General features: G+C 62.1%; 15 protein-coding genes. 11 read left to right on the top strand and 4 right to left on the bottom strand.

The window, feature by feature from the left end:
• Positions 1-328: 328 nt before the first annotated feature.
• Together ACH2AT_RS00295 and ACH2AT_RS00290 are read left to right on the top strand one after the other, a co-directional pair.
• The gene (locus tag ACH2AT_RS00295; protein WP_394962506.1) at positions 329-1,444 is read left to right on the top strand and encodes a DegT/DnrJ/EryC1/StrS family aminotransferase; all 1,116 of its coding nucleotides are present in this window, start codon (positions 329-331) and stop codon (positions 1,442-1,444) included.
• A gap of 110 nt (positions 1,445-1,554) precedes the next feature.
• Positions 1,555-2,214, top strand: a complete 660-nt coding sequence (locus ACH2AT_RS00290; protein ID WP_394962504.1) for an acetyltransferase — start codon at positions 1,555-1,557, stop codon at positions 2,212-2,214.
• 92 nt (positions 2,215-2,306) lie between these two features.
• Here ACH2AT_RS00290 and ACH2AT_RS00285 read toward each other — a convergent pair whose 3' ends face one another.
• Complete coding sequence (locus tag ACH2AT_RS00285; RefSeq protein ID WP_394962526.1) at positions 2,307-3,506, bottom strand: coenzyme F420-0:L-glutamate ligase; 1,200 nt, start codon at positions 3,504-3,506, stop codon at positions 2,307-2,309.
• A 309-nt stretch (positions 3,507-3,815) separates the two neighbouring features.
• On the opposite strand from ACH2AT_RS00285, the gene ACH2AT_RS00280 reads away from it, so the two are divergent.
• The gene (locus tag ACH2AT_RS00280) at positions 3,816-5,189 is read left to right on the top strand and encodes an MATE family efflux transporter (protein ID WP_394962502.1); all 1,374 of its coding nucleotides are present in this window, start codon (positions 3,816-3,818) and stop codon (positions 5,187-5,189) included.
• A gap of 67 nt (positions 5,190-5,256) precedes the next feature.
• On the opposite strand, the gene ACH2AT_RS00275 is transcribed toward ACH2AT_RS00280, so the two are convergent.
• Both ACH2AT_RS00275 and ACH2AT_RS00270 read right to left on the bottom strand, forming a co-directional pair.
• Positions 5,257-6,396 carry a DUF4317 domain-containing protein gene (locus tag ACH2AT_RS00275; protein ID WP_394962500.1) on the bottom strand — a complete coding sequence of 380 codons (1,140 nt, stop codon included), beginning with the start codon at positions 6,394-6,396 and terminating at the stop codon, positions 5,257-5,259.
• Between the two features lie 20 nt (positions 6,397-6,416).
• Positions 6,417-7,304: a LysR family transcriptional regulator gene (locus tag ACH2AT_RS00270; protein WP_394962498.1), complete on the bottom strand. Its 888-nt coding sequence runs from the start codon at positions 7,302-7,304 to the stop codon at positions 6,417-6,419.
• Positions 7,305-7,480: 176 nt separating this feature from the next.
• Between ACH2AT_RS00270 and ACH2AT_RS00265 the strand changes: the two genes are divergently transcribed.
• The 3 genes from ACH2AT_RS00265 (at position 7,481) to ACH2AT_RS00255 (ending at position 11,577) form a co-directional block, all read left to right on the top strand.
• Positions 7,481-7,834 (top strand): hypothetical protein, encoded by a 354-nt coding sequence (locus ACH2AT_RS00265; RefSeq protein WP_394962496.1) that lies wholly within the window; start codon positions 7,481-7,483, stop codon positions 7,832-7,834.
• 99 nt (positions 7,835-7,933) lie between these two features.
• On the top strand, positions 7,934-9,673 hold the full coding sequence (locus ACH2AT_RS00260; protein ID WP_394962494.1) for an ABC transporter ATP-binding protein: 1,740 nt from the start codon (positions 7,934-7,936) through the stop codon (positions 9,671-9,673).
• 17 nt (positions 9,674-9,690) lie between these two features.
• Positions 9,691-11,577: an ABC transporter ATP-binding protein gene (locus ACH2AT_RS00255; RefSeq protein ID WP_394962492.1), complete on the top strand. Its 1,887-nt coding sequence runs from the start codon at positions 9,691-9,693 to the stop codon at positions 11,575-11,577.
• Between the two features lie 73 nt (positions 11,578-11,650).
• Here the strand turns inward: ACH2AT_RS00255 and ACH2AT_RS00250 are convergent, their stop codons facing one another.
• Positions 11,651-14,227 (bottom strand): YhgE/Pip family protein, encoded by a 2,577-nt coding sequence (locus tag ACH2AT_RS00250; RefSeq protein WP_394962490.1) that lies wholly within the window; start codon positions 14,225-14,227, stop codon positions 11,651-11,653.
• 230 nt (positions 14,228-14,457) lie between these two features.
• Here ACH2AT_RS00250 and ACH2AT_RS00245 point away from each other — a divergent pair, with 230 nt between their 5' ends.
• From ACH2AT_RS00245 to ACH2AT_RS00225, 5 genes are all read left to right on the top strand, one after another.
• Positions 14,458-15,048 carry a TetR-like C-terminal domain-containing protein gene (locus ACH2AT_RS00245; RefSeq protein WP_394962488.1) on the top strand — a complete coding sequence of 197 codons (591 nt, stop codon included), beginning with the start codon at positions 14,458-14,460 and terminating at the stop codon, positions 15,046-15,048.
• Between the two features lie 322 nt (positions 15,049-15,370).
• Positions 15,371-15,763: a FadR/GntR family transcriptional regulator gene (locus ACH2AT_RS00240; RefSeq protein WP_394962486.1), complete on the top strand. Its 393-nt coding sequence runs from the start codon at positions 15,371-15,373 to the stop codon at positions 15,761-15,763.
• Positions 15,764-15,841: 78 nt separating this feature from the next.
• Positions 15,842-17,791, top strand: coding sequence for a sensor histidine kinase (locus ACH2AT_RS00235; RefSeq protein WP_394962484.1), 1,950 nt, complete (start codon positions 15,842-15,844; stop codon positions 17,789-17,791).
• Entirely contained in the window at positions 17,788-18,453 is a 666-nt protein-coding gene (locus ACH2AT_RS00230) for a response regulator transcription factor (protein WP_394962482.1), read from the top strand. Before ACH2AT_RS00235 ends, ACH2AT_RS00230 begins: the two co-directional genes overlap by 4 nt.
• A gap of 119 nt (positions 18,454-18,572) precedes the next feature.
• On the top strand, positions 18,573-19,607 hold the full coding sequence (locus ACH2AT_RS00225; RefSeq protein ID WP_394962480.1) for a tetratricopeptide repeat protein: 1,035 nt from the start codon (positions 18,573-18,575) through the stop codon (positions 19,605-19,607).
• Positions 19,608-19,612 lie beyond the last annotated feature (5 nt).

The following is a 19,612-nucleotide window of genomic DNA, read 5'->3' as shown; positions in this document are numbered from 1 at the left end:
TGGCGATACAAGGCACCGAGTTGTGTATTACCGGTGTCCCGGCCGGTATTAGGGAAAAAGAATCACAAGGAAACGCGAACGGACATGAAAATGAATCGGGGAAGATTATGGGTTCCGGCGCAGAACAAAGGTGTATCGGAACAGAGGGGCGTCGTGCTGAGCCCGTTTTGAGAAAGCTTGTACTTCCTTTCACAATGCGGAGAAAATCGGGAAACTGCCCTTTGAAGCGTTTGCGTTGCCATAAAGCAAAGCCTGAAAAAGGCGAAAGACGAGAAAATCGATGATCGAAACAGCATGCCGGAAATGTAGACGTTAAAGGTGAATACAAATGGAAAATAAAATTCTGGTCACACAATCTTCTTTACCCCCTTTGGAGGAGTACGTTGAAGAAATTCGGCCAATATGGGAATCTCATTGGCTTACCAATATGGGCGAGAAGCACAAGGAACTGCAGGCAAAACTTAAAATGTTCTTGGCTGTGCCTGAAATCGAGATGTTTACCAACGGGCATATGGCTATCGAACTGGCGCTGCAGGCCCTGGATCTACCAAAGGGCGGTGAGGTGATTACTACACCGTTTACCTTTGCGTCCACTACGCACGCCATTGTTCGCAATGGCCTGCAGCCGGTGTTTTGCGATATCGATCCCCATACCTTCACCATAGACTCTGCCAAGATTGAGGCACTGATCACCCCAAAGACCTGCGCCATTGTTCCAGTGCACGTTTATGGCAATATATGCGATGTTGACGCCATCGGCGATGTAGCAAGGAGGCATGGGCTTAAGGTACTGTACGACGCTGCCCATGCGTTTGGAGAAAGCTATAAAGGAATTGGCGTGGGCAATTTCGGAGATATATCCTGCTTTAGCTTCCATGCCACCAAGGTGTTCAATACCATCGAGGGCGGGGCTGCGACATACAAGGATCCAGAACTGGGAAAACGATTGTATGAATTGAAAAATTTTGGTATTCGTGGTCCGGAGTCAGTGGCAAGTGTAGGCGCAAACGCCAAAATGAATGAGTTCTGTGCCGCGATGGGGCTGTGTAATCTGCGGCATCTGGAAGAAGAGATAGAAAAGCGGCGCGCAGTGGTAGAACGATACCGCCAGCATTTGGAGGGTATAAACGGGATACAGCTGAATGCAATTCAGCCTGAAGTCCAATATAACTATGCCTATTTTCCGGTGCTGTTCGATAAAAAAGCATTCGGTGCAGACCGAAATGAAGTTATGGATAAGCTTGCGGAGAGCGATATCGGTGCACGTAAGTACTTCTACCCATTGACAAACCAATTTGAATGCTTCCAGGGGCAGTACGACCCCCAAAAGACGCCGATTGCGTACGACGCAGCGCAGCGCGTGCTGACGCTCCCGCTCTATTCAAATCTTCGGATGGAAGAAGTGGACAGGATCTGTAGCGTAATAAAAGCCAGCCCGCAATGAATGGTGAAAAGTGGCCGTTGGAAAAGAGTCTTTTTGCGGTATTGCCTAAATCCTTTGCGTCGAACGGCTCTGATGGCGCGCAACGGAGGAAGAAGTAAAGGGGGAGGGCCATGAAAACGCTTGCGATTTATGGAGCTGGCGGCATGGGACGAGAGGTGCTCGACCTTGCAAGAGAAATCAATGAACGAGAGAAGCGCTGGAAGGACATTGTGCTTCTGAATGATTTTCGGGCAAAAGACTCCGTCAACGGAGCTCCGATGTATACGTTCGCGGAGTTTTGTGCAGAATGGGATCCAGTCTGCGCAGAGGCCGTGGTCGCACTTGGAGAACCGGAGCTGCGCGCATTACTAGCGCAAAAGCTCACAGAAAAAGGATATAGCCTCGCCACATTGCTCCATCCCACTGTGACAATAGGCACAGGGGCGAAGATCGGTGCAGGCACGATTATTTGCAATCGGACTTTCGTTTCCTGCAACACACAGATCGGTGCGAACGTGTTGATTCAGCCGGGATCATGTGTTTTTCATGATGTAACAGTGGGAGACCACTCTGTAATCTCTGCGTTTGTAAGCCTTGCAGGGCATGTAACCATTGGAGCGAGGACGTACATCGGAATGAGTGTTCCAGTGCGGGAGAAAGTTACCATTGGCAGTGGGTCCATTGTAGGTATGGGTGCAGTAGTCATAAAGGATATTCCGGACGATGTTTGCGTGTACGGAAATCCGGCAACAGTGATACGAAAAAACGAGTCCAAGCGCGTATTTCGCTAATGTGGGAAATGGAATAAGATCATCAAAAACCAACAGGCGGCGCAGCAAAAGCTGCGCCGCCCGTTAGCTTTTGTATCCGAGCTAATCTGTGGTCACTTCGTCTCCTTGGCGAAGTTATCAAAATACCCCTGGATGAAGATGATGGGGGTGCCCTTGTCGCCGGAGCCGGAGGTCAGGTCGCACAGGCTGCCGATCAGGTCGGTCAGGCGGCGGGGGGTGGTGCCCTGGCTGGCCATCTGGCCCTTCAGGTCGGCGTCCTTGTGGGAGATGCTGTCCTTAATGGCGGCGGTGAGGGCTTCGCCGGAAAGATTGGCGAAATCGTTGTCCGCCAGATACTTCAGTTTCAGCTCGTTGGGCTGGCCTTCCAGGCCGGAGGTGTAGGCGGGGCTGACCACGGGGTCCGCCAGCTCCCAGATCTTGCCCACGGGGTCCTTGAAGGCGCCATCGCCGTAGACCATGGCCTCGATCTGCTTGCCGGTGGCCTTGCGCAGGCTGTCGGCCAGGGCGTTCACAAAGGTCTGACAGTCGCGGGGGAAGAGCTTCACGCTGTCTTCGGTGGCCTTGTTGGAGCCCAGCAGGCCGAACTGCTCGTTGCAGCCGCTGCCGTTCACCGGGGCGGTCATGATGTCGCTGAGCAGCAGCACCTTCTCCGCGCCCGCGGCCTCCAGGCGGCGTTTGGAGCGGAAGCGGCTGTGGATGTCGCAGCACAGCACGTTCTTGGTGTAGGGCAGGATGGCCCGCACGTCGTTGGCAAACACAAACTCCACCTCGCAGCCCTGGCTGCGGAACAGTTCGCCGTAGTACTCCACATAGTCCACGCCGGTGAAGGGGTGCTTGCCATAGCCGAACAGCTCGCGGTATTTCGCCTCGGTCAGCACGTCGCTCCAGGGGTTCACGCCCTTTTCATCCAGCAGGTCCTCGTCGAACAGGTGGTTGCCCACCTCGTCGGAGGGGTAGCTCATCAGGATATAGGCCTTCTTGAAGGCGCGGGCGATGCCCTTGAGGCAGATGGCGATGCGGTTGCGGCTGAGGATGGGGAAGGTCAGGCCGATGGTGTCGGCGCCGAACTTGGCGGCACAGTCGGCGGCGATGGCGTCCACGCTGGCGTAGTTGCCCTGGCTGCGGGCCACCACGGCCTCGGTCACGGCCACGATGTCCCTGTCCTGAAATTCGATGTTCTGCTCCTCGCCGCAGGCGAGGATGGCGTCGGTGACGATCTTGACCAGGTCGTCGCCCTCCCGGATGACCGGGCAGCGCACGCCGCGGGATGTAGTGCCGACAGTTCGCATAATTCAGTTCTCCTTTACCCTTTCGATCTGCGCCCGGTCCTGGGGCCCGCCGGCCTGCCGGGAAAAAGTCCGTTCCTATTATATAGGATACGCCCGGTGAAATGCAAGGGAGCAAACCGCCCAAAGGGCCAGATTTGGCCAAAGGCGGGCACTTTTTTCTTTTTGATCTTCGTTTTTGCCCGCCAGTGAAGAAGTGAAATGTAAAGAACATGTGAAATAACCGCTTGCGCCCGGCCCGTTTTGTGCTATGATAGGACACGGACGTTGTTTTTTCGAATGGAAACGAATGTGTGAGAAAGAAGGCGCATCGGCTTGGCTGGCAGCTATGAGATGAACATGACCAGCGGCCCGCTTCTGGGCAAGATCCTGACCTTTTCCTTTCCCTTGATGTGCTCGGGCGTTCTGCAGCTTTTGTTCAACGCGGCGGACATCATCGTGGTGGGCCGGTATACCGGGCACACGGCGCTGGCGGCGGTGGGTTCCACCTCGGCGCTCATCAACCTGATCGTCAACCTGTTCGTGGGCCTTTCGGTGGGCGCGAACGTGCTTATTGCCCGCAGCTACGGCGCGAAAAATATGGACGCGGTGCACAAGGGCGTGCACACCGCCATGCTTACCGCGGTGGTGGGCGGCGTGTTCCTGATCTTTGTGGGCGTGGCGGCCTCCCGCCCCATGCTGAGCCTGATGGGGACCCCGGACGACGTGATCGACCAGGCCGCCCTCTACCTGCGCATCTACTTCGTGGGCGCGCCCAGCCTGCTGGTCTACAACTTCGGCGCGGCTATCCTGCGGGCGGTGGGCGACACCCGGCGGCCCCTCTACTTCCTCACCCTGGCGGGCATCATCAATGTGGTGCTGAACCTGGTGTTTGTCATCGTGTTCTCCCTGGGAGTGGCGGGCGTGGCCCTGGCCACCATCATCAGCCAGACAGTTTCCGCCTATCTCGTCGTGGTCTGCCTGCAGCACAACACCGGCGCGTTCCGGCTGGTGCTGCACGAGCTTCGCATCGACCCGGCGCAGTTCCGGGAGATTTTGCGTATCGGGGTGCCCGCCGGCGTGCAGGGTATGGTGTTCAGCCTGTCCAACGTGCTCATCCAGTCCTCGGTGAACAGCTTCGGCTCGGCGGTGATGGCGGGCAACACTGCGGCCTCCAACATCGAAGGCTTTGTCTACACCTGCATGAACGCCGTGTCCCAGACCTCCATGAGCTTTGTGAGCCAGAACGTGGGCGCCCGCCGCTTCGCCCGGGTGGACAAGGTGGTGGCTCAGTGCATGATGCTCTCCACAGCGGTGGGCGTTGTCCTGGGGGGGAGCGCCTATCTGGCGGGCCGCTGGCTGCTGGGCATCTACACCTCCGACGCCCAGGTCGTTACTTATGGCCTTTACCGCATGAGCGTGATCTGCACCACCTACTTTCTTGGCGGCTGGATGGACTGCATGGCCTGCACCGTGCGGGGGCTTGGGTTCTCGCTGCTGCCCATGGTGGTGTCGGTGCTGGGCGCCTGCGTGCTGCGCATCATCTGGATAGCGACCCTGTTCCAGTGGCAGCCCACCCAGTTCTGCCTGTACCTGTCCTACCCGGTGTCCTGGGGAATAACGGCGGCGGCGCACCTTGTGTGCTTTTTCATCCTGCGCAAAAAGGTGCGCACGCAGACCCCCGAAGAACCGGCTGCGGCAGCGGCCTGAACTCTGAAGCGAAGAAAGGCCCCCGGCTTTCAAAAAGCCGGGGGCTTTTTTCTGCGGAAATGAGGGCTCACTCCCCGATGCGCACCTCCACGCCGTTCACCTGCACGCCCTCCTCGGCGCGGATGAGGATGTAGCGCACCCCGTCGATGACCCGGGTCTCCACCAGGTCGCCCCGCTCGGGGTTCACCTGGATGGTCACATCGGGGCAGCGCAGTTCCAGGCGCTTGGTGTCCACCAGGTTCTTGGGCGGCAGGGCGGCTTCGGGGCCGAAGTCCTCCTCGAAGCGCTGCTCGAAGGCCTCCACCCGGGCGTCCTCCACGCCGCATTCCTCCAGCACACGGGCGGCGGCGTGCCTGTCCAGCAGCAGGGGCTGGGCTTCGCCGCTCTCTTTGTGCTCGGCGATCATGCTGCACAGCTGCTCCTGCACCGACTGCACCACCTGGCAGCTGCACTCCTCGCCCAGCGCTTCGGTGAGGATGGCGTCAAAGGTCTCCTTCTGGGCCTCGGCGGGCATGGGCAGCGGGGCGGCGAAGATGCGGTCGGTGAAGGCGGTGTGGCTGTGGGAGGTGTCTTTGGTGTAATAAAGCGCGCCGTAGAGGTTGGTGGAGCGGTCGTCGAAGGCGGGGAAGAGAAAGCCCATCTCCGGGGCGCTCACCAGCCAGTCGATGTCCCGGCTGCGGAAGAGGTTCTCGTAGACAAAATAGCTCAGCGCGGGCTTGGTCATCTTCACCGGGCACACGCTGCACAAAATGCCGGCGTACATCTCCTCGCTGCCGTCCTCGGCGCGCTGGCCGTCCTTGGAAAAGCCGGGCACGTCGTAGGCGTCGCAGGTGAGCAGGATGAGGTAGTTGCCCTCCACGTCGATGGTCTCGATGGCCCGGGCGAAGAACTCCTCCCGGGCGGCCTCGTCCTGCAATCTGGAATCGCGCAGGGCCATCAGCAGGGCGTGCTCGTCTCCCGCGTTGCCCGCCACCTGGGCGGTGGTGAAGGTGATGTCCAGCAGGTTGCGCCCCAGCGCGCCCGAGAGGGTGCGGCGCAAAATGGCCAGGAACTTGTCCGCTTCCTCCTGGCCGGAGAGGGTGAGGGACTGGTCGAACCGGGCCACGATCTGCCGCTCCTCGTTCACATAGCAGCCCACCACATGGCTGATGTTCGACTTGCCCTGGCGGTAGCGGCGGCGGATCTCGGCGATCTCTTTTTCGTTCATGGGGATGTGTTCCTTTCTTTTCATGGTTGAGGGTCGGACAGCGAGCCCTCCAGCAACGTGAACAGCCGCTTGAGGGTCGGCGTGAGGCTGCCGGTGCGGTAGAGCGCACCGAAGGAGAGAGGCTGGAACTGGGGCATCGGGATGTAGCGCAGGCCCGGCAGGCGCGCGCCGGGCAGGTCCGGCAGCAGGGTGAAGGCGTAGCCCGATTCCACCAGGGTGCAGGCGATCTCAAGACTGTCGCAGAAGAGCATCCGGTCCGGCCCGCGGCCTGCCAGAGCCTGGGTCAGGACTTCGGAAAAAGGCTGGGAATAAAGAGGCGGCGGGCAGCTGGCGATGCGCCCGTCCTGGCGGTTCAGTTGTTCCAGGGTGAGCTGTTCGAAGCCCGCCAGCGGGTGGCCCGGCGCGCAGACGCAGGCCACGGGGCAGTCCGCCAGGCGGCGCCGGCTGGTCTTGGGGCCCGCCTGCTGCATGGTGAAGATGGCCTGCACGTCGTCTTCCTCCAGAAGGTGGTCCAGCGAGGCGGAGGGCACCTGCCGCAGCACCGGAAGCAGCCCGGGCAACTCTAAGCGCAGCTTTGCCAGAGGCTGTCGCAAGGCCTGCAGCACCAGAAAATTCCGGCATCCCAGCCCGAGGCGCTGGGGCAGCGCCTCCCGCCACTGGCGCATCCGCGCCCGGGAGAGGCCCGTCAGCTTCAATATCTCCCGTGCATACTGGCTGAACTGATGGCCCGCCAGGGTCAGACGCACGCTCTTGCTGGTGCGGTGGAACAGCTTGACCTCCAGCTCCGCCTCCAGCGTGTTGATCTGGTGGCTCACCGCCGGCTGGGTGATGTGCAGTTCCTGCGCTGCCCGGGAAAAGTTCAGGTGGTTGGCCACCGCCAGGAAGCATTCCAGCTGCGTCGTATTCAACAAAAACCCCTCCCCGGTTTCGAGTGTTTTTTATTGTATGCGTAAATATAATAAAAGCTGTTTATAGATAATAACACATTTGAATTTCCCTTGCAAGCAAAGCTGTGCTATAAATTGATAAGGCAGCGAACAGTTTTCACCTTAAGGATTCCCAAAAGAGGCGAAGGAGCATGGAAGTGGACCGCAGAAGCCTGGCGACGCAGAACCGCCAGATCAGCATCCGTATGGAGCAATTCACCGACCGGATGGTGGAGCGCACCGGGCTTTCCACGGCGCAGGCGCATCTTTTGATGCGCATTCTGAGCTTTGGGCCGGAGGGCACCACCCTCACCGAGCTGCACCGTCAGTGCGGCTACTCCATGGCGGCGCTGAGCAGCATCCTCGGAGCGTCTGCGCAAGGGCGGTTACGTTCGGGCCGAGACCACCGAAGCCGACAACCGCTGCAAGCGGCTGTTCGCCACCGAAAAGGCGGAGCAGGCGCGGGCCGCGCTGGACCGGGCGCTGAAAAGCAGCTACGAAGCGGCTTTTGAGGGGTTCACCCAGGGGGAACTGTGCCAGCTTGAGGCGATGCAAAAGCGCCTTTTGCAAAACCTGGCAAGCCCAGGCAATGTTTGAAGGGAGTGGATACAATGAAGCAAGTGCTCAGTCAACTGAAGCAATACAAAAAACCGACCTGCCTTTGCATTTTGATGGCGGCGCTGGAAGTGATGATGGAGATCCTGCTGCCGTTTGTTACCGCCCGCATCGTGGACGAGGGGCTGGAGGCCGCCAACATCGGCGCGGTCTACCGTTACGGCGCCGTCATGGTGGCGCTGGCCTTTTTGGGCCTTTTCTTCGGCGCGGCGGCGGGCAGGTTCGCCTCCACAGCGGCCTCGGGCCTTTCCGCCAACCTGCGGCAGGCGCTGTATGACAACATCCAGACGTTCTCTTTCTCCAACATCGACAAGTTCAGCGTGCCGGGCCTTGTGACCCGCATGACCACCGATGTGACCAACATCCAGAGCGCCTTTATGATGATCATCCGCGTTGCGGTGCGCGCGCCGCTGATGTTTGTTTTCAGCTTTGCCATGTGCGTGTACATCAGCCCCCGCCTGTCCGCCACCTTCCTCATCGCGGTGGTGTTCCTGGTGGCGGCCATCGGCGCCATCATGGTGGTCACCCTGCGCATTTTTGACCAGGTGTTCCACAAGTATGACGAGCTGAACGCCAGCGTGCAGGAGAACGTCTCCGCCATCCGGGTGGTAAAGGCCTTCGTGCGGGAGGACTATGAGAACGAAAAGTTCACCAAAGCCTCTGAAAACATCCGCAGGATGTTCGTCAAGGCCGAGGGCCTGCTGGCCTTCAACAACCCCGCCATGATGATCGCGGTCTATTTCTGCATCATCATGGTCAGCTGGCTGGGCGCCCAGTTCATCGTGGCGGGCGATCTGTCCACCGGCGATCTGACCAGCCTGTTCAGCTACATCATGTCCCTGCTGATGAGCCTGATGATGCTCTCCATGGTGGTGGTGATGATCGCCATCTCCCTGGCCAGCGTCCACCGTGTGGGCGAGGTGCTGCGGGAGACCCCCGACCTGGCCGAGCCTGAGGACCCCATCACCGTCATCCCCGACGGCAGCGTCGATTTCGACCATGTGAACTTCTCCTACAAACACGGCAGCGGCAAAAACGCTTTGTCGGACATCGACCTGCACATCCGTTCCGGCGAGACCATCGGCGTCATCGGCGGCACCGGCAGCGGCAAGAGCAGCCTGGTGAACCTCATCTGCCGCCTTTATGACGTGGACGGGGGATGCGTCAAGGTGGGCGGCGTGGACGTGCGCCGCTGCGACATGGAGGCCCTGCGCGACCAGGTGGCCGTGGTGCTGCAAAAGAACACCCTGTTTTCCGGCACCATTCTGGAAAACCTGCGCTGGGGCGACCCCGACGCCACCGAGGAAGAGTGTGTGGAGGCCTGCAGGGCGGCCTGCGCCGACGAGTTCATCGACCGCATGCCCGACGGCTACAACACCCGCATCGAGCGGGGCGGCGCCAACGTCTCCGGCGGCCAGAAGCAGCGTTTGTGCATTGCCCGGGCGCTGCTGAAAAAGCCCAAGGTGCTGATCCTGGACGACTCCACCAGCGCGGTGGACACCGCCACCGACGCCAAGATCCGCGCCGCCTTTGAAAAGAAGATCCCCGGCACCACCAAGATCATCATCGCCCAGCGCGTTTCCAGCGTGGAGCATGCAGACCGCATCCTGGTGCTGGACAACGGCCGCATCAACGGCTTTGACACCCACGAGAATCTTTTGAAGACCAACGCCATCTACCAGGAGATCTACGAGTCTCAGGTCAAGGGCGGCGGCGACTTCGACCAGCCCGCGTGAAAGGAGGGGGAGAGAATATGAATCCGAAAATGTCGCGCCCCGCAGACCCTGCCGCGGTGCTCAAGCGGGTCATCCGCTATATGCTTCACTACTACAAGGTGCCCTTTGCGCTGGTGGTGCTGTGCATCATCATCAATGCCGGCGTCAGCGTGCTGGCGGCCACCTTCCCCCAGACCCTGGTGGACGATTACATCATGCCCATGATCGCCAGCGGCTCCACCGATTTCAGCGGCCTTGCCGCCCAGATCCTGCGCCTTGCCGTCATCATGGCTCTGGGCGTGGTGGCGGCCTTCAGCTACAACCGCATCATGGTCAGCATCAGCCAGGGCACCATGTGCCGGCTGCGGGGCGATCTGTTCCGCAACATGGAAGCGCTGCCCATCAAGTATTTTGACACCCATGCCCACGGCGACATCATGTCGGTGTACACCAACGACGTGGACACCCTGCGCCAGATGCTGGGCCAGTCCACGCCGCAGATCATCAACTCCTCCATCACGATGGTGGCCACGCTGGCGACCATGATCGTCATCAACCCGGCGCTCACCGTCATCTCCATCCTCACCGCCGTCGTGATGCTCATGGTGACCAAGAACTTCTCCCGCATCTCCGGCAAGTACTACATCCGCCAGCAACGGGACCTGGGCGCGGTGGACGGCTTCATCGAGGAGATGCTGGACGGCCAGAAGGTGGTCAAGGTGTTCTGCCACGAGGAGGCCGCCAAGGCGGACTTCGCCAAGGTGAACGAGGCGCTGCGGGAAAGTGCCGACCTGGCCAACCGTTACGCCAATCTGCTCATGCCCATCAACGCCAACATCGGCTGGCTGAGCTACGCGCTGGTGGCCATCCTGGGCGCGGTGCTGGGCATCAACGGCCTGGCGGGCGTCACCCTGGGCACCGTCGTCACCTTTGTGGGATTGAACAAGAGCTTCACCCAGCCCATCACCCAGGTGAGCCAGCAGGTGAATTTCGTGGTCACCGCCGCCGCCGGCGCCCAGCGTGTGTTCGACCTGATGGACCAGAAGCACGAGACCGACGAGGGCTATGTGGAACTGGTGAACGCCAGGGAGAACGCCGACGGCCAGCTGGAGGAAGTGACCGAGCGCACCAACGTGTGGGCCTGGAAACATCCCCACCACGACGGCACCACCACCTACACCAAGCTGGAAGGCAGCGTGGTGTTCGAGGGCGTGGATTTCGGCTACGATGGGAAGAAACTGGTGCTCCACGATGTGAGCCTGTGGGCAAAGCCCGGCCAGAAGATCGCCTTTGTGGGCGCCACCGGCGCGGGCAAGACCACCATCACCAACCTCATCAACCGCTTTTATGACATCGCCGACGGAAAGATCCGCTACGACGGCATCAACATCGGCAAGATCAAAAAGCCGGACCTGCGCCGTTCCTTGGGCATCGTGCTGCAGGACACCCACCTTTTCACCGGCACCGTGATGGACAACATCCGCTACGGCAATCTGGACGCCACCGACGAGGAATGCATGGCCGCGGCGAAGCTTGCCAACGCCGACGGTTTCATCCGCCGCCTGCCGGACGGCTACAATACCATGCTCACCGGCGACGGCGCGAACCTCAGTCAGGGTCAGCGCCAGCTGCTGGCCATCGCCCGGGCGGCGGTGGCGGACCCTCCGGTGCTGATTTTGGACGAGGCCACCTCCTCCATCGACACCCGCACCGAGGCGCTGGTGCAGAGCGGCATGGACGCGCTGATGTACGGGCGCACCACCTTCGTCATCGCCCACCGCCTGTCCACCGTGCGCAACGCCGACTGCATCATGGTGCTGGAGCAGGGGCGCATCATCGAGCGGGGCACCCACGACGAGCTCATCGAAAAGAAGGGCAAGTACTACCAGCTCTACACCGGCAGTTTTGCCGAGGAGCCGGCGTAAGACAAAACACAAATCGCCCCCGTCCGGCACAGAAGCCGGGCGGGGACACTGTTTTGTTTTATTCAGCTGTGGTTTATGCCAGCCGGTGGCGTTCCAGCCAGGGGGTGAGAGTGGGTCTGCCCGCCCGGATGTGCTTTGCCCGCACCGCGAACACCGCCACCGTGAGCAGGGTGAACGCCAGGGCCCACAGCGCCAGATACACGGCGCAGCCGCTCACGTCCTGCCCGGCGCAGATGGCACTGCGGAAGGCCTTGACGGTGTAGGTGAAGGGCACCCAGTCGTGGAGGTATTTCACGAAGGAGCCGGAGATCTCCAGCGGGTAGGTGCCCACCGAACCGGCCAGCTGCACCACCATGAACACCAGCATCAAAAAGCTGCCGATGCGGCCCAGCAGGCTGGTGAAGAAGTACATCACCGACATGAAGGTGACCGATGCGAGGCAGGCGATAAGCAGGGTCTGGCCCATCCGCGCGGGGGCAAAGCCGTCCAGCGCGTGGAGCGCGCCCACCATCACTACTGCCTGCAGCAGCGCCACAGGGTAGAGCACCGAGGCTTTGCTCAGCCACCAGGCCGCGCCGCTCTTGAGTTCACCCTGATACTCGGTGAGGGGATACATCAGGCTGAAGGCGATGCACCCCACCCACAACGCCACCGACATCATGTAAGGCGCCATGGCGTGGCCGTTGTCCGGCACTTCGGTGAGCTTGGCCTCCTCAGCGCTCACCGGGGCGGCGATCATTTCGGCCGCCTCGTCGCCGGTGTTGGTCTCGGCGATTTGCTGCGCGCCGTCCGAAAGGGAAGCGCCCAGCGTGCCGGAACCCTCCTTCAGCTGGTCCAGGCCGTCGGTCAGTTCACCGCTGCCCTCATAGAGCTTGGAAGCGCCGCCGCCGATCTGGGCCGCGCCGCTGGCCAGGGCCGCCGCGCCGCTGTTCAGCGCCGCGCTGTTCTTCTGCAGCTCGCCGGTGCCGTCCGCCAGCTGGCCCGCGCCCTTTTGCAGTTCGTCCACGCCGGTCTTCAGGCGGGTCAGCCCGTCGGTGAGGGCGGGCAGCTTGGCGGAAAGGTCGCCCAGCCCGGTCTGCAGCGCCGCGCTGCCCCCGGCCAGCTGTTCCAGGCCGCCGCTCAAATCCTGCGCGCCCTGGCGCCCCACGCTGGTGCCCTCCTGTTGCAGGTTCTGGCCGCCCTGGGCGGCCAGGTCGATGCCCTGCACCAGCTGGGGAGCCTGCTGGGCGAGGGTGGCCGTGCCCTGCTGCAAGGTGGCAAGGCCGCCGGTCAGTTCAGCGGACTTGCCCGCCATCTGGCCGAGACCCTCCGCCAGGGCGGGCAGGCCGGTGCTCTCATCGTTCAGCGCCGCGGCTCCGGCGGCTGCCGTGTCCACCCCGGCGGTGTAGGTGCCAAGGTTCTGCTGCAAACTGGCCGCGGCCTGCTGCAGCTGGTCCAGTACAGCGGCGGTCTCCGGAGAAAGAGTCTGGGCCTGCGCTGTCAGAGCGTTCAGACCCTGGGCCAGCGCCGCGGCCCCCTCGTTCAGAGCGGCGGAATTGGCCGTCAGGGCCTGCAGGCCGCTGTTCAGCCGGGCCGCGCCCTCCCGGGCGGCAGCCGCCCCGGCAGAGGCGCTTTCCAGCCCGGTTTGCAGGGCCGCCGCGCCGGACTGGGCCTGCTGCGCCCCCGCGTCCAGCGCCGCCGCACTGTCCGGCAGGGAGGCGGTCTGGGTCTGCAATTGGGCAAGGCCGCTGTTCAGTTCGGTGAGTTTGTCGTCCACCTGGGCGGCCCCGGCGGCAAGGGTGTCGCCGCCCGTTTTGGCGTCGTTCACACCGGTGGCCAGGTCCTGAACGCCTTTGCTCAGCTTGCCCGCGCCCTCCGTCAAAGCGGGGGCCGCGTCGCCCAGCTGCCCGGCGCCCTGGGCCAGCTGGCCCGCGCCCTCTTTCAACTTGGCCGCGCCCTGAGCCGCCGCGTCCACACCGGCGGTGTACTTGGCAAGGCCCTCGGTGAGTTCGGTGCTGCCATTGCGGAAGGTGAGGGTGCTGTCCGCCAGGAGTTTCAGGTTATCCCGGATGGTCTGGCCGCCCTCGGCCAGATCGGATGCGCCCTCTTCCAGCTTCGCCGCGCCGCCGGCCCCATCCTGCAGCCCATCGCCGATGTCCGCCAGCCGTTCCAGCATGGTCTCTGCGTAGGTCCGGGTCACACTCTCCCGCACTTCGGCCTCGATTTTGGCCATGGCGCTCTCGCCCAGCTTGGAGGCGATGTAGTTGGTGCCGGGGTTGGTCTCATAGCCCAGCTCCATGGCCTTGGGCGACGGGCCGGTGACGGTGGCCGCGTTGGCCGAAAAGTCCTTGGGGATGGTGATGACCATGTAATAGGTCCCGTCCGCAAGTCCCTTTTGGGCGTCGTCCGCGTCCACAAAATGAAAATCGAGGGAGCCGTCCTCCCGCAGGTTGTCGGCCAGCTCGCTGCCGATGGACAGCGTCCCGCCGTTGTATTCCACCGGCTGGTCCTCGTTCACCACCGCCACCGGCAGACGGTCCACACTGCCGTAGGGATCCCACATGGACCCGAGAAACAGCGTGGTGTAGATGGTGGGAATGGCCACCACGGCCGCCATCACCACCAGCATGATCCAGTTGCTCCGCAGAGCTTTCCATTCGTTTTTCAGCATGACCTGAAATTTCGCACCCTTTCCTGTGCAGTCTTGCAAAAAAAAGCAACACAGCGTTGATTTTGCATCGCGGTATTGCTTTTTCCGTGAGGAGAATTATACTGAAAGGGAGAAAAACACTCAACCGTTGATTTTTCAGCCAAATGGCGTTTAATCGACACGATGACGAGAAACTGTTGAACATTCAAAAAAGATTTACAATTTGCCCGGCGGGCAGAAAAGGAGAGGCCATGGACGAAACAAAGGACCGGCGCATCCGGCGCACCCGCCGGCAGATACGGCGGGCGCTGGCACAGCTGATGCGGCAAAAGAGCGCCAGCGAGATAACGGTGAAGGAACTGGTGGACCTGGCGGACATCAACCGCTCCACCTTCTATCTGCACTACAACGACATCTTCGACCTGCTGGCGGCGGTGGAGCAGGAGCTGTTCGACGAGATATACGCGGCGGTGCACATCCACCCGGTGAGCTCCTTCGAGCAGGAGGGCCTCGCCTTCATTGAGGAGGTCTTTTCCATCCTTTACGACAATCAGGAGATCTGCGCCGCCCTGGTGGGGCCCCACGGGGACATGGCCTTTCTGCACCGCATCGAGCGGATGATGGAGGAGAACGTGCTGCAAAAGCTGCGGGAGGATTTCCCCGAGCGGCGCAGCAGCATCGACTACGGCTTTGCCTTCTGCACCACCGGCGCGGTGGGCCTCATCAAGCGCTGGCTGGCGGACGGCTGCGGCGAGCCGCCCCGGACGATGGCGCGCCTGACCTATCGGATGATACACAACATGATGACCCTCGGCCTTGCCCGGCCCGTGGACGAGGACTGAACGCACAAAAAGAAAACGCCCCGCGAAGCCGCCAGAGACGGCCCCGTGAACACCGGCAGACAGCCCGGCAGCTGCCAACCGGCGGTCTCGCAGTAAATTTGAAACAACAAGGAACACGCCCATCTCCTTCAGCCATTTGCATGGTAAAATAGGGGCGTGGTATCTGGTATGACCAATGCGGGGAGGAAGACGCAGTGGAATTTGAAAAAATCTCGGCCCCCAGCCTGAAGGACCTGTTCGTCAAGCAGATACAGGGGATGATCCTTTCAGGGGAGCTGGCCCAGGGCACGGCGCTGCCCCCGAGCGGGAACTGGCCCGTCAGATGCAGGTGCGCCGGGCGCTGGAACAGCTGGCGGCGGGGCTGGTTTTGCGCAACGCCACCGACAAGGATATTGACCGCCTGGGCGGCCTTGTGGCCCACATCGCCGGGGCCCAGACGCCCCAGCAGGCGGCGGAGCGGGCCTTTGAGTTCCAGCACGAGCTGGCCCTCATCAGCGGCAACAGCATCCTGCCCCTGTTCTATTGCTCCTTCCGTGCGCCGGCCATCGTGTTGTGGGTGCGCTTTTGCCGCCGCTACGGCATCGAGGCCCTCTGCCGCAACACCAGGTTGCTCTACACCCACCTGAAAAACCGGGACGAGCAGCAGCTGCGCCGCTGGATCGAGACCTATCTGGGTGAGGCCATCGAGGGCTGCCAGCAAATTTATAGCGAGTGACTTTGCAGTTTTGCAATGATTTTGGCGTTGTGCGGCGGATGTGGTACAATATTTAAAAAGGGGGAAAGGGGCCTCGCCATGGGTTTTAAAGGCATTCTTCGGGAAACGGCCCGCTGGCTCTTGCCGGTCATGGTGGTCGCCTGCAGCCTGCTGGCTTTGGCGACGGCTTTTTTCGGGCGCGCCTCCTCAGAGCAGAGCATCGCGGCGGCAGACGGCGTGCTGGACGTCCGCGCGGCCAGCCTGGAGGACGGCGTGTACCAGGTGGGCGGCAGCTGGGACTTTTACCCCGGCGCACTGTACGGCCCGGCGGACTTCGCCGCGGGGACCGTGGGGGCAAAGGCCGGTCAGGACGCCTCGCCCTCCGACTGGGCCTGCGGCACCTACCGCCTGCGCATCCTGGCCCGGCCGAACCAGTATTACGCCCTTTGCGGCTTCTCGCTGGACTATGCCACCCGCGTCTTTGTGAACGGGGTGCAGGCGGCGGAGTACGGGCAGGTGTCCGAAACGGAGGAAGGCTTTGTGCCCCGGGTGGGCTACATGACCGTTCCGCTCTTCTCCGGCACAGGCGGCGAGATCGAACTCATCGTTCAATATTCCAATTACGTCCACAACGACGGCGGCCACATCCCGCCCTTCGAGCTTTCCACACCGCAGAACATCGAGGAATTCAAGGCGGCGGGCGACCTTGTGTCCCTGGCCCTCAGCGGCGGCCTTCTGCTGCTGGCGGCCTACTTTCTGCTCAGCGCGGCGGTGCGGAATAAACCCAGCTTTCTCTGCCTTGCCCTGTGCTGTGTGCTGACGGCCCTGCGGGACCAGAACTTCTTTGTGGTCCATCTGCTGGCGCCGGACGCATCCTGGTATCTGGCCTACCGGGCGCTCATCCTCATCGTCATGTTCATGCCGGTCTGCGTTCTGCTGATGTTGAAATGCCAGTATTGGACGGCCAGCGCCCAGGGCCCCCTTTGGGCCTATCTGGGCATGGCCGGGGCCGCGGGCGTGCTCGTCTGCCTGCTTCCCACCCGGGAGCTGGTCACCATTTCCACCCTGGTGTACTATCTGTCCATTCCCTATCTCGCGTATCTGGCGTTCGGCGTCGCGCGGGTCTATCTGCGGCGGAAAAAGCTGGGCCCGGCGGATGTCCTTGTGCTTCTGGGCTTTATCCTGCTGCTGGCCGGGCTGGCTTATGAAGCGCTCATGACAGGGCGCAGCGCCCAGGTCACCCGCTACGGGGCCGCCGCCTGCGGCATGCTGGGGTTTGTGTTCCTCAACGCGGCGGCCATGAGCCTGCGGGGGCAGCGGCAGGAGGCGGAACTGATCGCCAGCCGCAGCCGCAGCGAGATGCTGGAAAAGATGAACCAGCTGAACATGGATTTTCTCCACAAGGTGGCCCACGAACTGAAAACGCCGCTGACGGTCATCTCCGGCTATGCCCAGCTCACCGGCATGCAGCTGGCGGCAGGCCGCATCGCCGGCGAGGCCCCCGCCAACCTCAAGACCATCCAGCAGGAGGCCCAGCGCCTGGCAAACATGGTGACCCGGCTGATGGAGTACTCCTACGGGCGCAAAAGCGAGCTTTCCTTTGGCCCGGTGGAGGTGGAGGAACTGCTGGAAAGCGTGGGCGCCATCGCCGTGCCCATGTGCGTGAAAAACAACAACACGGTGCAGGTGCTGCCCGGCTCCGGGGGACAGGTGCACGGCAACTTTGAAATGCTGGTGCAGATCTTCATCAACCTGGTGGTGAACGCCAGCAAGAACACCCGGAACGGCCGGATCACCATCAGCGCCGGGGACGGCGGGCCGCAGGGGAGCGTGCTGTTCCGCGTGGCGGACACCGGCGGCGGTATCGACCCGGCGCTGCTGCCCCGCATCTTTGAGCAGGGCGTCAGCGGCACCGGCGGAAGCGGGCTGGGGCTGACCATATGCCGGGAGGCGGTGGAGGCCCATGGCGGCCGCATCTGGGTGGAGCGCACCGGCCCCGGCGGCACCACGATGGCCTTTACGGTTTTGAAGGAGGCGAAGGAGCAATGAATACCATCCTGCTGGTGGAGGACAACCCCCACATCATGCGCATCAACGCCGAAGTGCTCAGCCTGCGGGGCTACGAGGTGCTGCGAGCGGCCACCGCCGCCGAAGCGCGCAGGCAGCTTCAATGGCATCCGGTGGACCTCATCGTGCTGGACATCATGCTGCCCGACGCAAACGGCCTGGACCTGTGCCGCGAACTGAAGTGCCGGTACCATGTACCCATCCTGTTCCTCACCGCCCTGGGGGAGAACCAGGACGTGGTGGAGGGCCTTCGCGCCGGGGGCGGCGATTACATGACCAAGCCCTATGACCTGGAAGTGTTCGTGGCCCGGGTGGAGGCCCGCCTGCGGGAAAGAAGCGACAGCCGCCGCCACATCACCTACGGCTGCCTGCTGCTGGACACCGTCGCCCTGACGGGGTTCGTGAACGGGCGGGACATCCAGCTCACCCAAAAGGAGTTCACCGTGCTCTTGCTGCTGGCCCAAAACGCCGAGCGGCGTGTGTCCAGCAGCGAACTGGCCCGGGAGGTGTGGGGCGACGGAGCGGACCAGGAGAACAGCGCCCTGTGGACCCTCATTTCCCGCCTGCGCAAAAAGCTGAAGAGCGATGAATCCCGGCTGGAGATCGCCTCCCTTCGGGGCGGATACCTGCTTGAGCAATTATGACAGTTTTTTTGAAAGAGAGCCTTGCAATTTTGTAAGGCTCTCTTTTTTTGGCGTTCCGATTGGTAAGATAAAAACGGAGACGTGTGCCCTCCGGCAGGGGGGTGGAAGGAGGCCGAAGGATGAAACAGGAAAAACGCAGGCTGAAGCCGTGGGTCCGCTGGGCCGCCGCTTTTCTGGCGCTGGCCTTCGCGTTCACCTTCGGCGCCCAAAGCTGGATCACCGTGAAGATATCGGCGGAGGAGAGCAACGCCGCCAAGACCTACCTGGCCCAGCAAACCGATTACGTCAACGCCTCCCAGCTGGAGCGGCTGCGCACCAAGCTACAGACCCTCACCCGGCCCGACGGCCTGGAAGACTACTACCGGCTGGCCGAGACCCACATCGCCGCCGAGGAATACGACGAGGCGCTGGAATGCGTTCAGCGCTGCCTTGAACTTTACGAGCCGGAATACGGCGCCACCCTCCAGGCGGAACTGCTGCTGAAGGAGGGCTGCCTGCTCACCATCCTGAACCGGGCGGACGAGGCCGAAACCGCCATGGAACAGGTGGTGCGGCTGGCCCCCGGCCTGGCGGACGCCTATCTGGTGCTGGCCCAGCTCCACGCGGGCAGCGGCGACACCCAGGCTCTGGCCGCCGATCTGGAACGCTATCTGGAATTGCAGCCCGCTGCGGCGGACATGCGGCTGCTGCTGGCCCAGCTTTATCTGGCCCAGGGCCAGAGCGGCGAGGCGCTGCAACACGCCGTCTGGCTGCAGGCCAACGGCGGCGCGCAGAACGCCGATGTGGCGGGGCTGTTCGCCGGCCTGGGGCTGGCGAAGCTGCAAGCGGAAGACACCGCCGGCGCGCTGGAATTTTTTGAGACGGCCCTTGCGCTGGACAGCACCGTTGACTCCCTGTGCTACTACGCCGGGCTGTGCTGCCTGCTGATGGAGCGCTACGACGAAGCGGTGGACTACTACAGCCGCTCCATCCAGCAGCAAAGCTCTTTGCAGATGAGCCATTACGGGCGGGGCGCGGCGGAGCTGATGCGCGGCGAGCCGGACATGGAGCAGGCCGCCGGGGATCTTGCCTTTGCCGCCGGATATGACGGGGCGGACGCCGACCCGGTCATCAGCGCGCAGGCCGAAGACCTGCTGAACACCATCACGGAATAAACGGG

This window comes from Candidatus Allofournierella excrementigallinarum (genome assembly GCF_944388085.1).
In the GTDB taxonomy this organism is placed as follows: Bacteria; Bacillota; Clostridia; order Oscillospirales; family Ruminococcaceae; genus Allofournierella_A; species Allofournierella_A excrementigallinarum.
This window is presented reverse-complemented; position numbering and strand designations above follow the sequence as displayed.

Excerpts from the sequence above, each read along its gene's own strand:
- ACH2AT_RS00235 (WP_394962484.1), top strand. The coding sequence starts at position 15,842 with ATGGGTTTTAAAGGCATTCTTCGGGAAACGGCCCGCTGGCTCTTGCCG.
- ACH2AT_RS00290 (WP_394962504.1), top strand. The coding sequence starts at position 1,555 with ATGAAAACGCTTGCGATTTATGGAGCTGGCGGCATGGGACGAGAGGTG.
- ACH2AT_RS00240 (WP_394962486.1), top strand. The coding sequence starts at position 15,371 with ATGCAGGTGCGCCGGGCGCTGGAACAGCTGGCGGCGGGGCTGGTTTTG.
- ACH2AT_RS00295 (WP_394962506.1), top strand. The coding sequence starts at position 329 with ATGGAAAATAAAATTCTGGTCACACAATCTTCTTTACCCCCTTTGGAG.
- ACH2AT_RS00260 (WP_394962494.1), top strand. The coding sequence starts at position 7,934 with ATGAAGCAAGTGCTCAGTCAACTGAAGCAATACAAAAAACCGACCTGC.
- ACH2AT_RS00245 (WP_394962488.1), top strand. The coding sequence starts at position 14,458 with ATGGACGAAACAAAGGACCGGCGCATCCGGCGCACCCGCCGGCAGATA.
- ACH2AT_RS00225 (WP_394962480.1), top strand. The coding sequence starts at position 18,573 with ATGAAACAGGAAAAACGCAGGCTGAAGCCGTGGGTCCGCTGGGCCGCC.
- ACH2AT_RS00255 (WP_394962492.1), top strand. The coding sequence starts at position 9,691 with ATGAATCCGAAAATGTCGCGCCCCGCAGACCCTGCCGCGGTGCTCAAG.
- ACH2AT_RS00275 (WP_394962500.1), bottom strand. The coding sequence starts at position 6,396 with ATGAACGAAAAAGAGATCGCCGAGATCCGCCGCCGCTACCGCCAGGGC.
- ACH2AT_RS00250 (WP_394962490.1), bottom strand. The coding sequence starts at position 14,227 with ATGCTGAAAAACGAATGGAAAGCTCTGCGGAGCAACTGGATCATGCTG.
- ACH2AT_RS00230 (WP_394962482.1), top strand. The coding sequence starts at position 17,788 with ATGAATACCATCCTGCTGGTGGAGGACAACCCCCACATCATGCGCATC.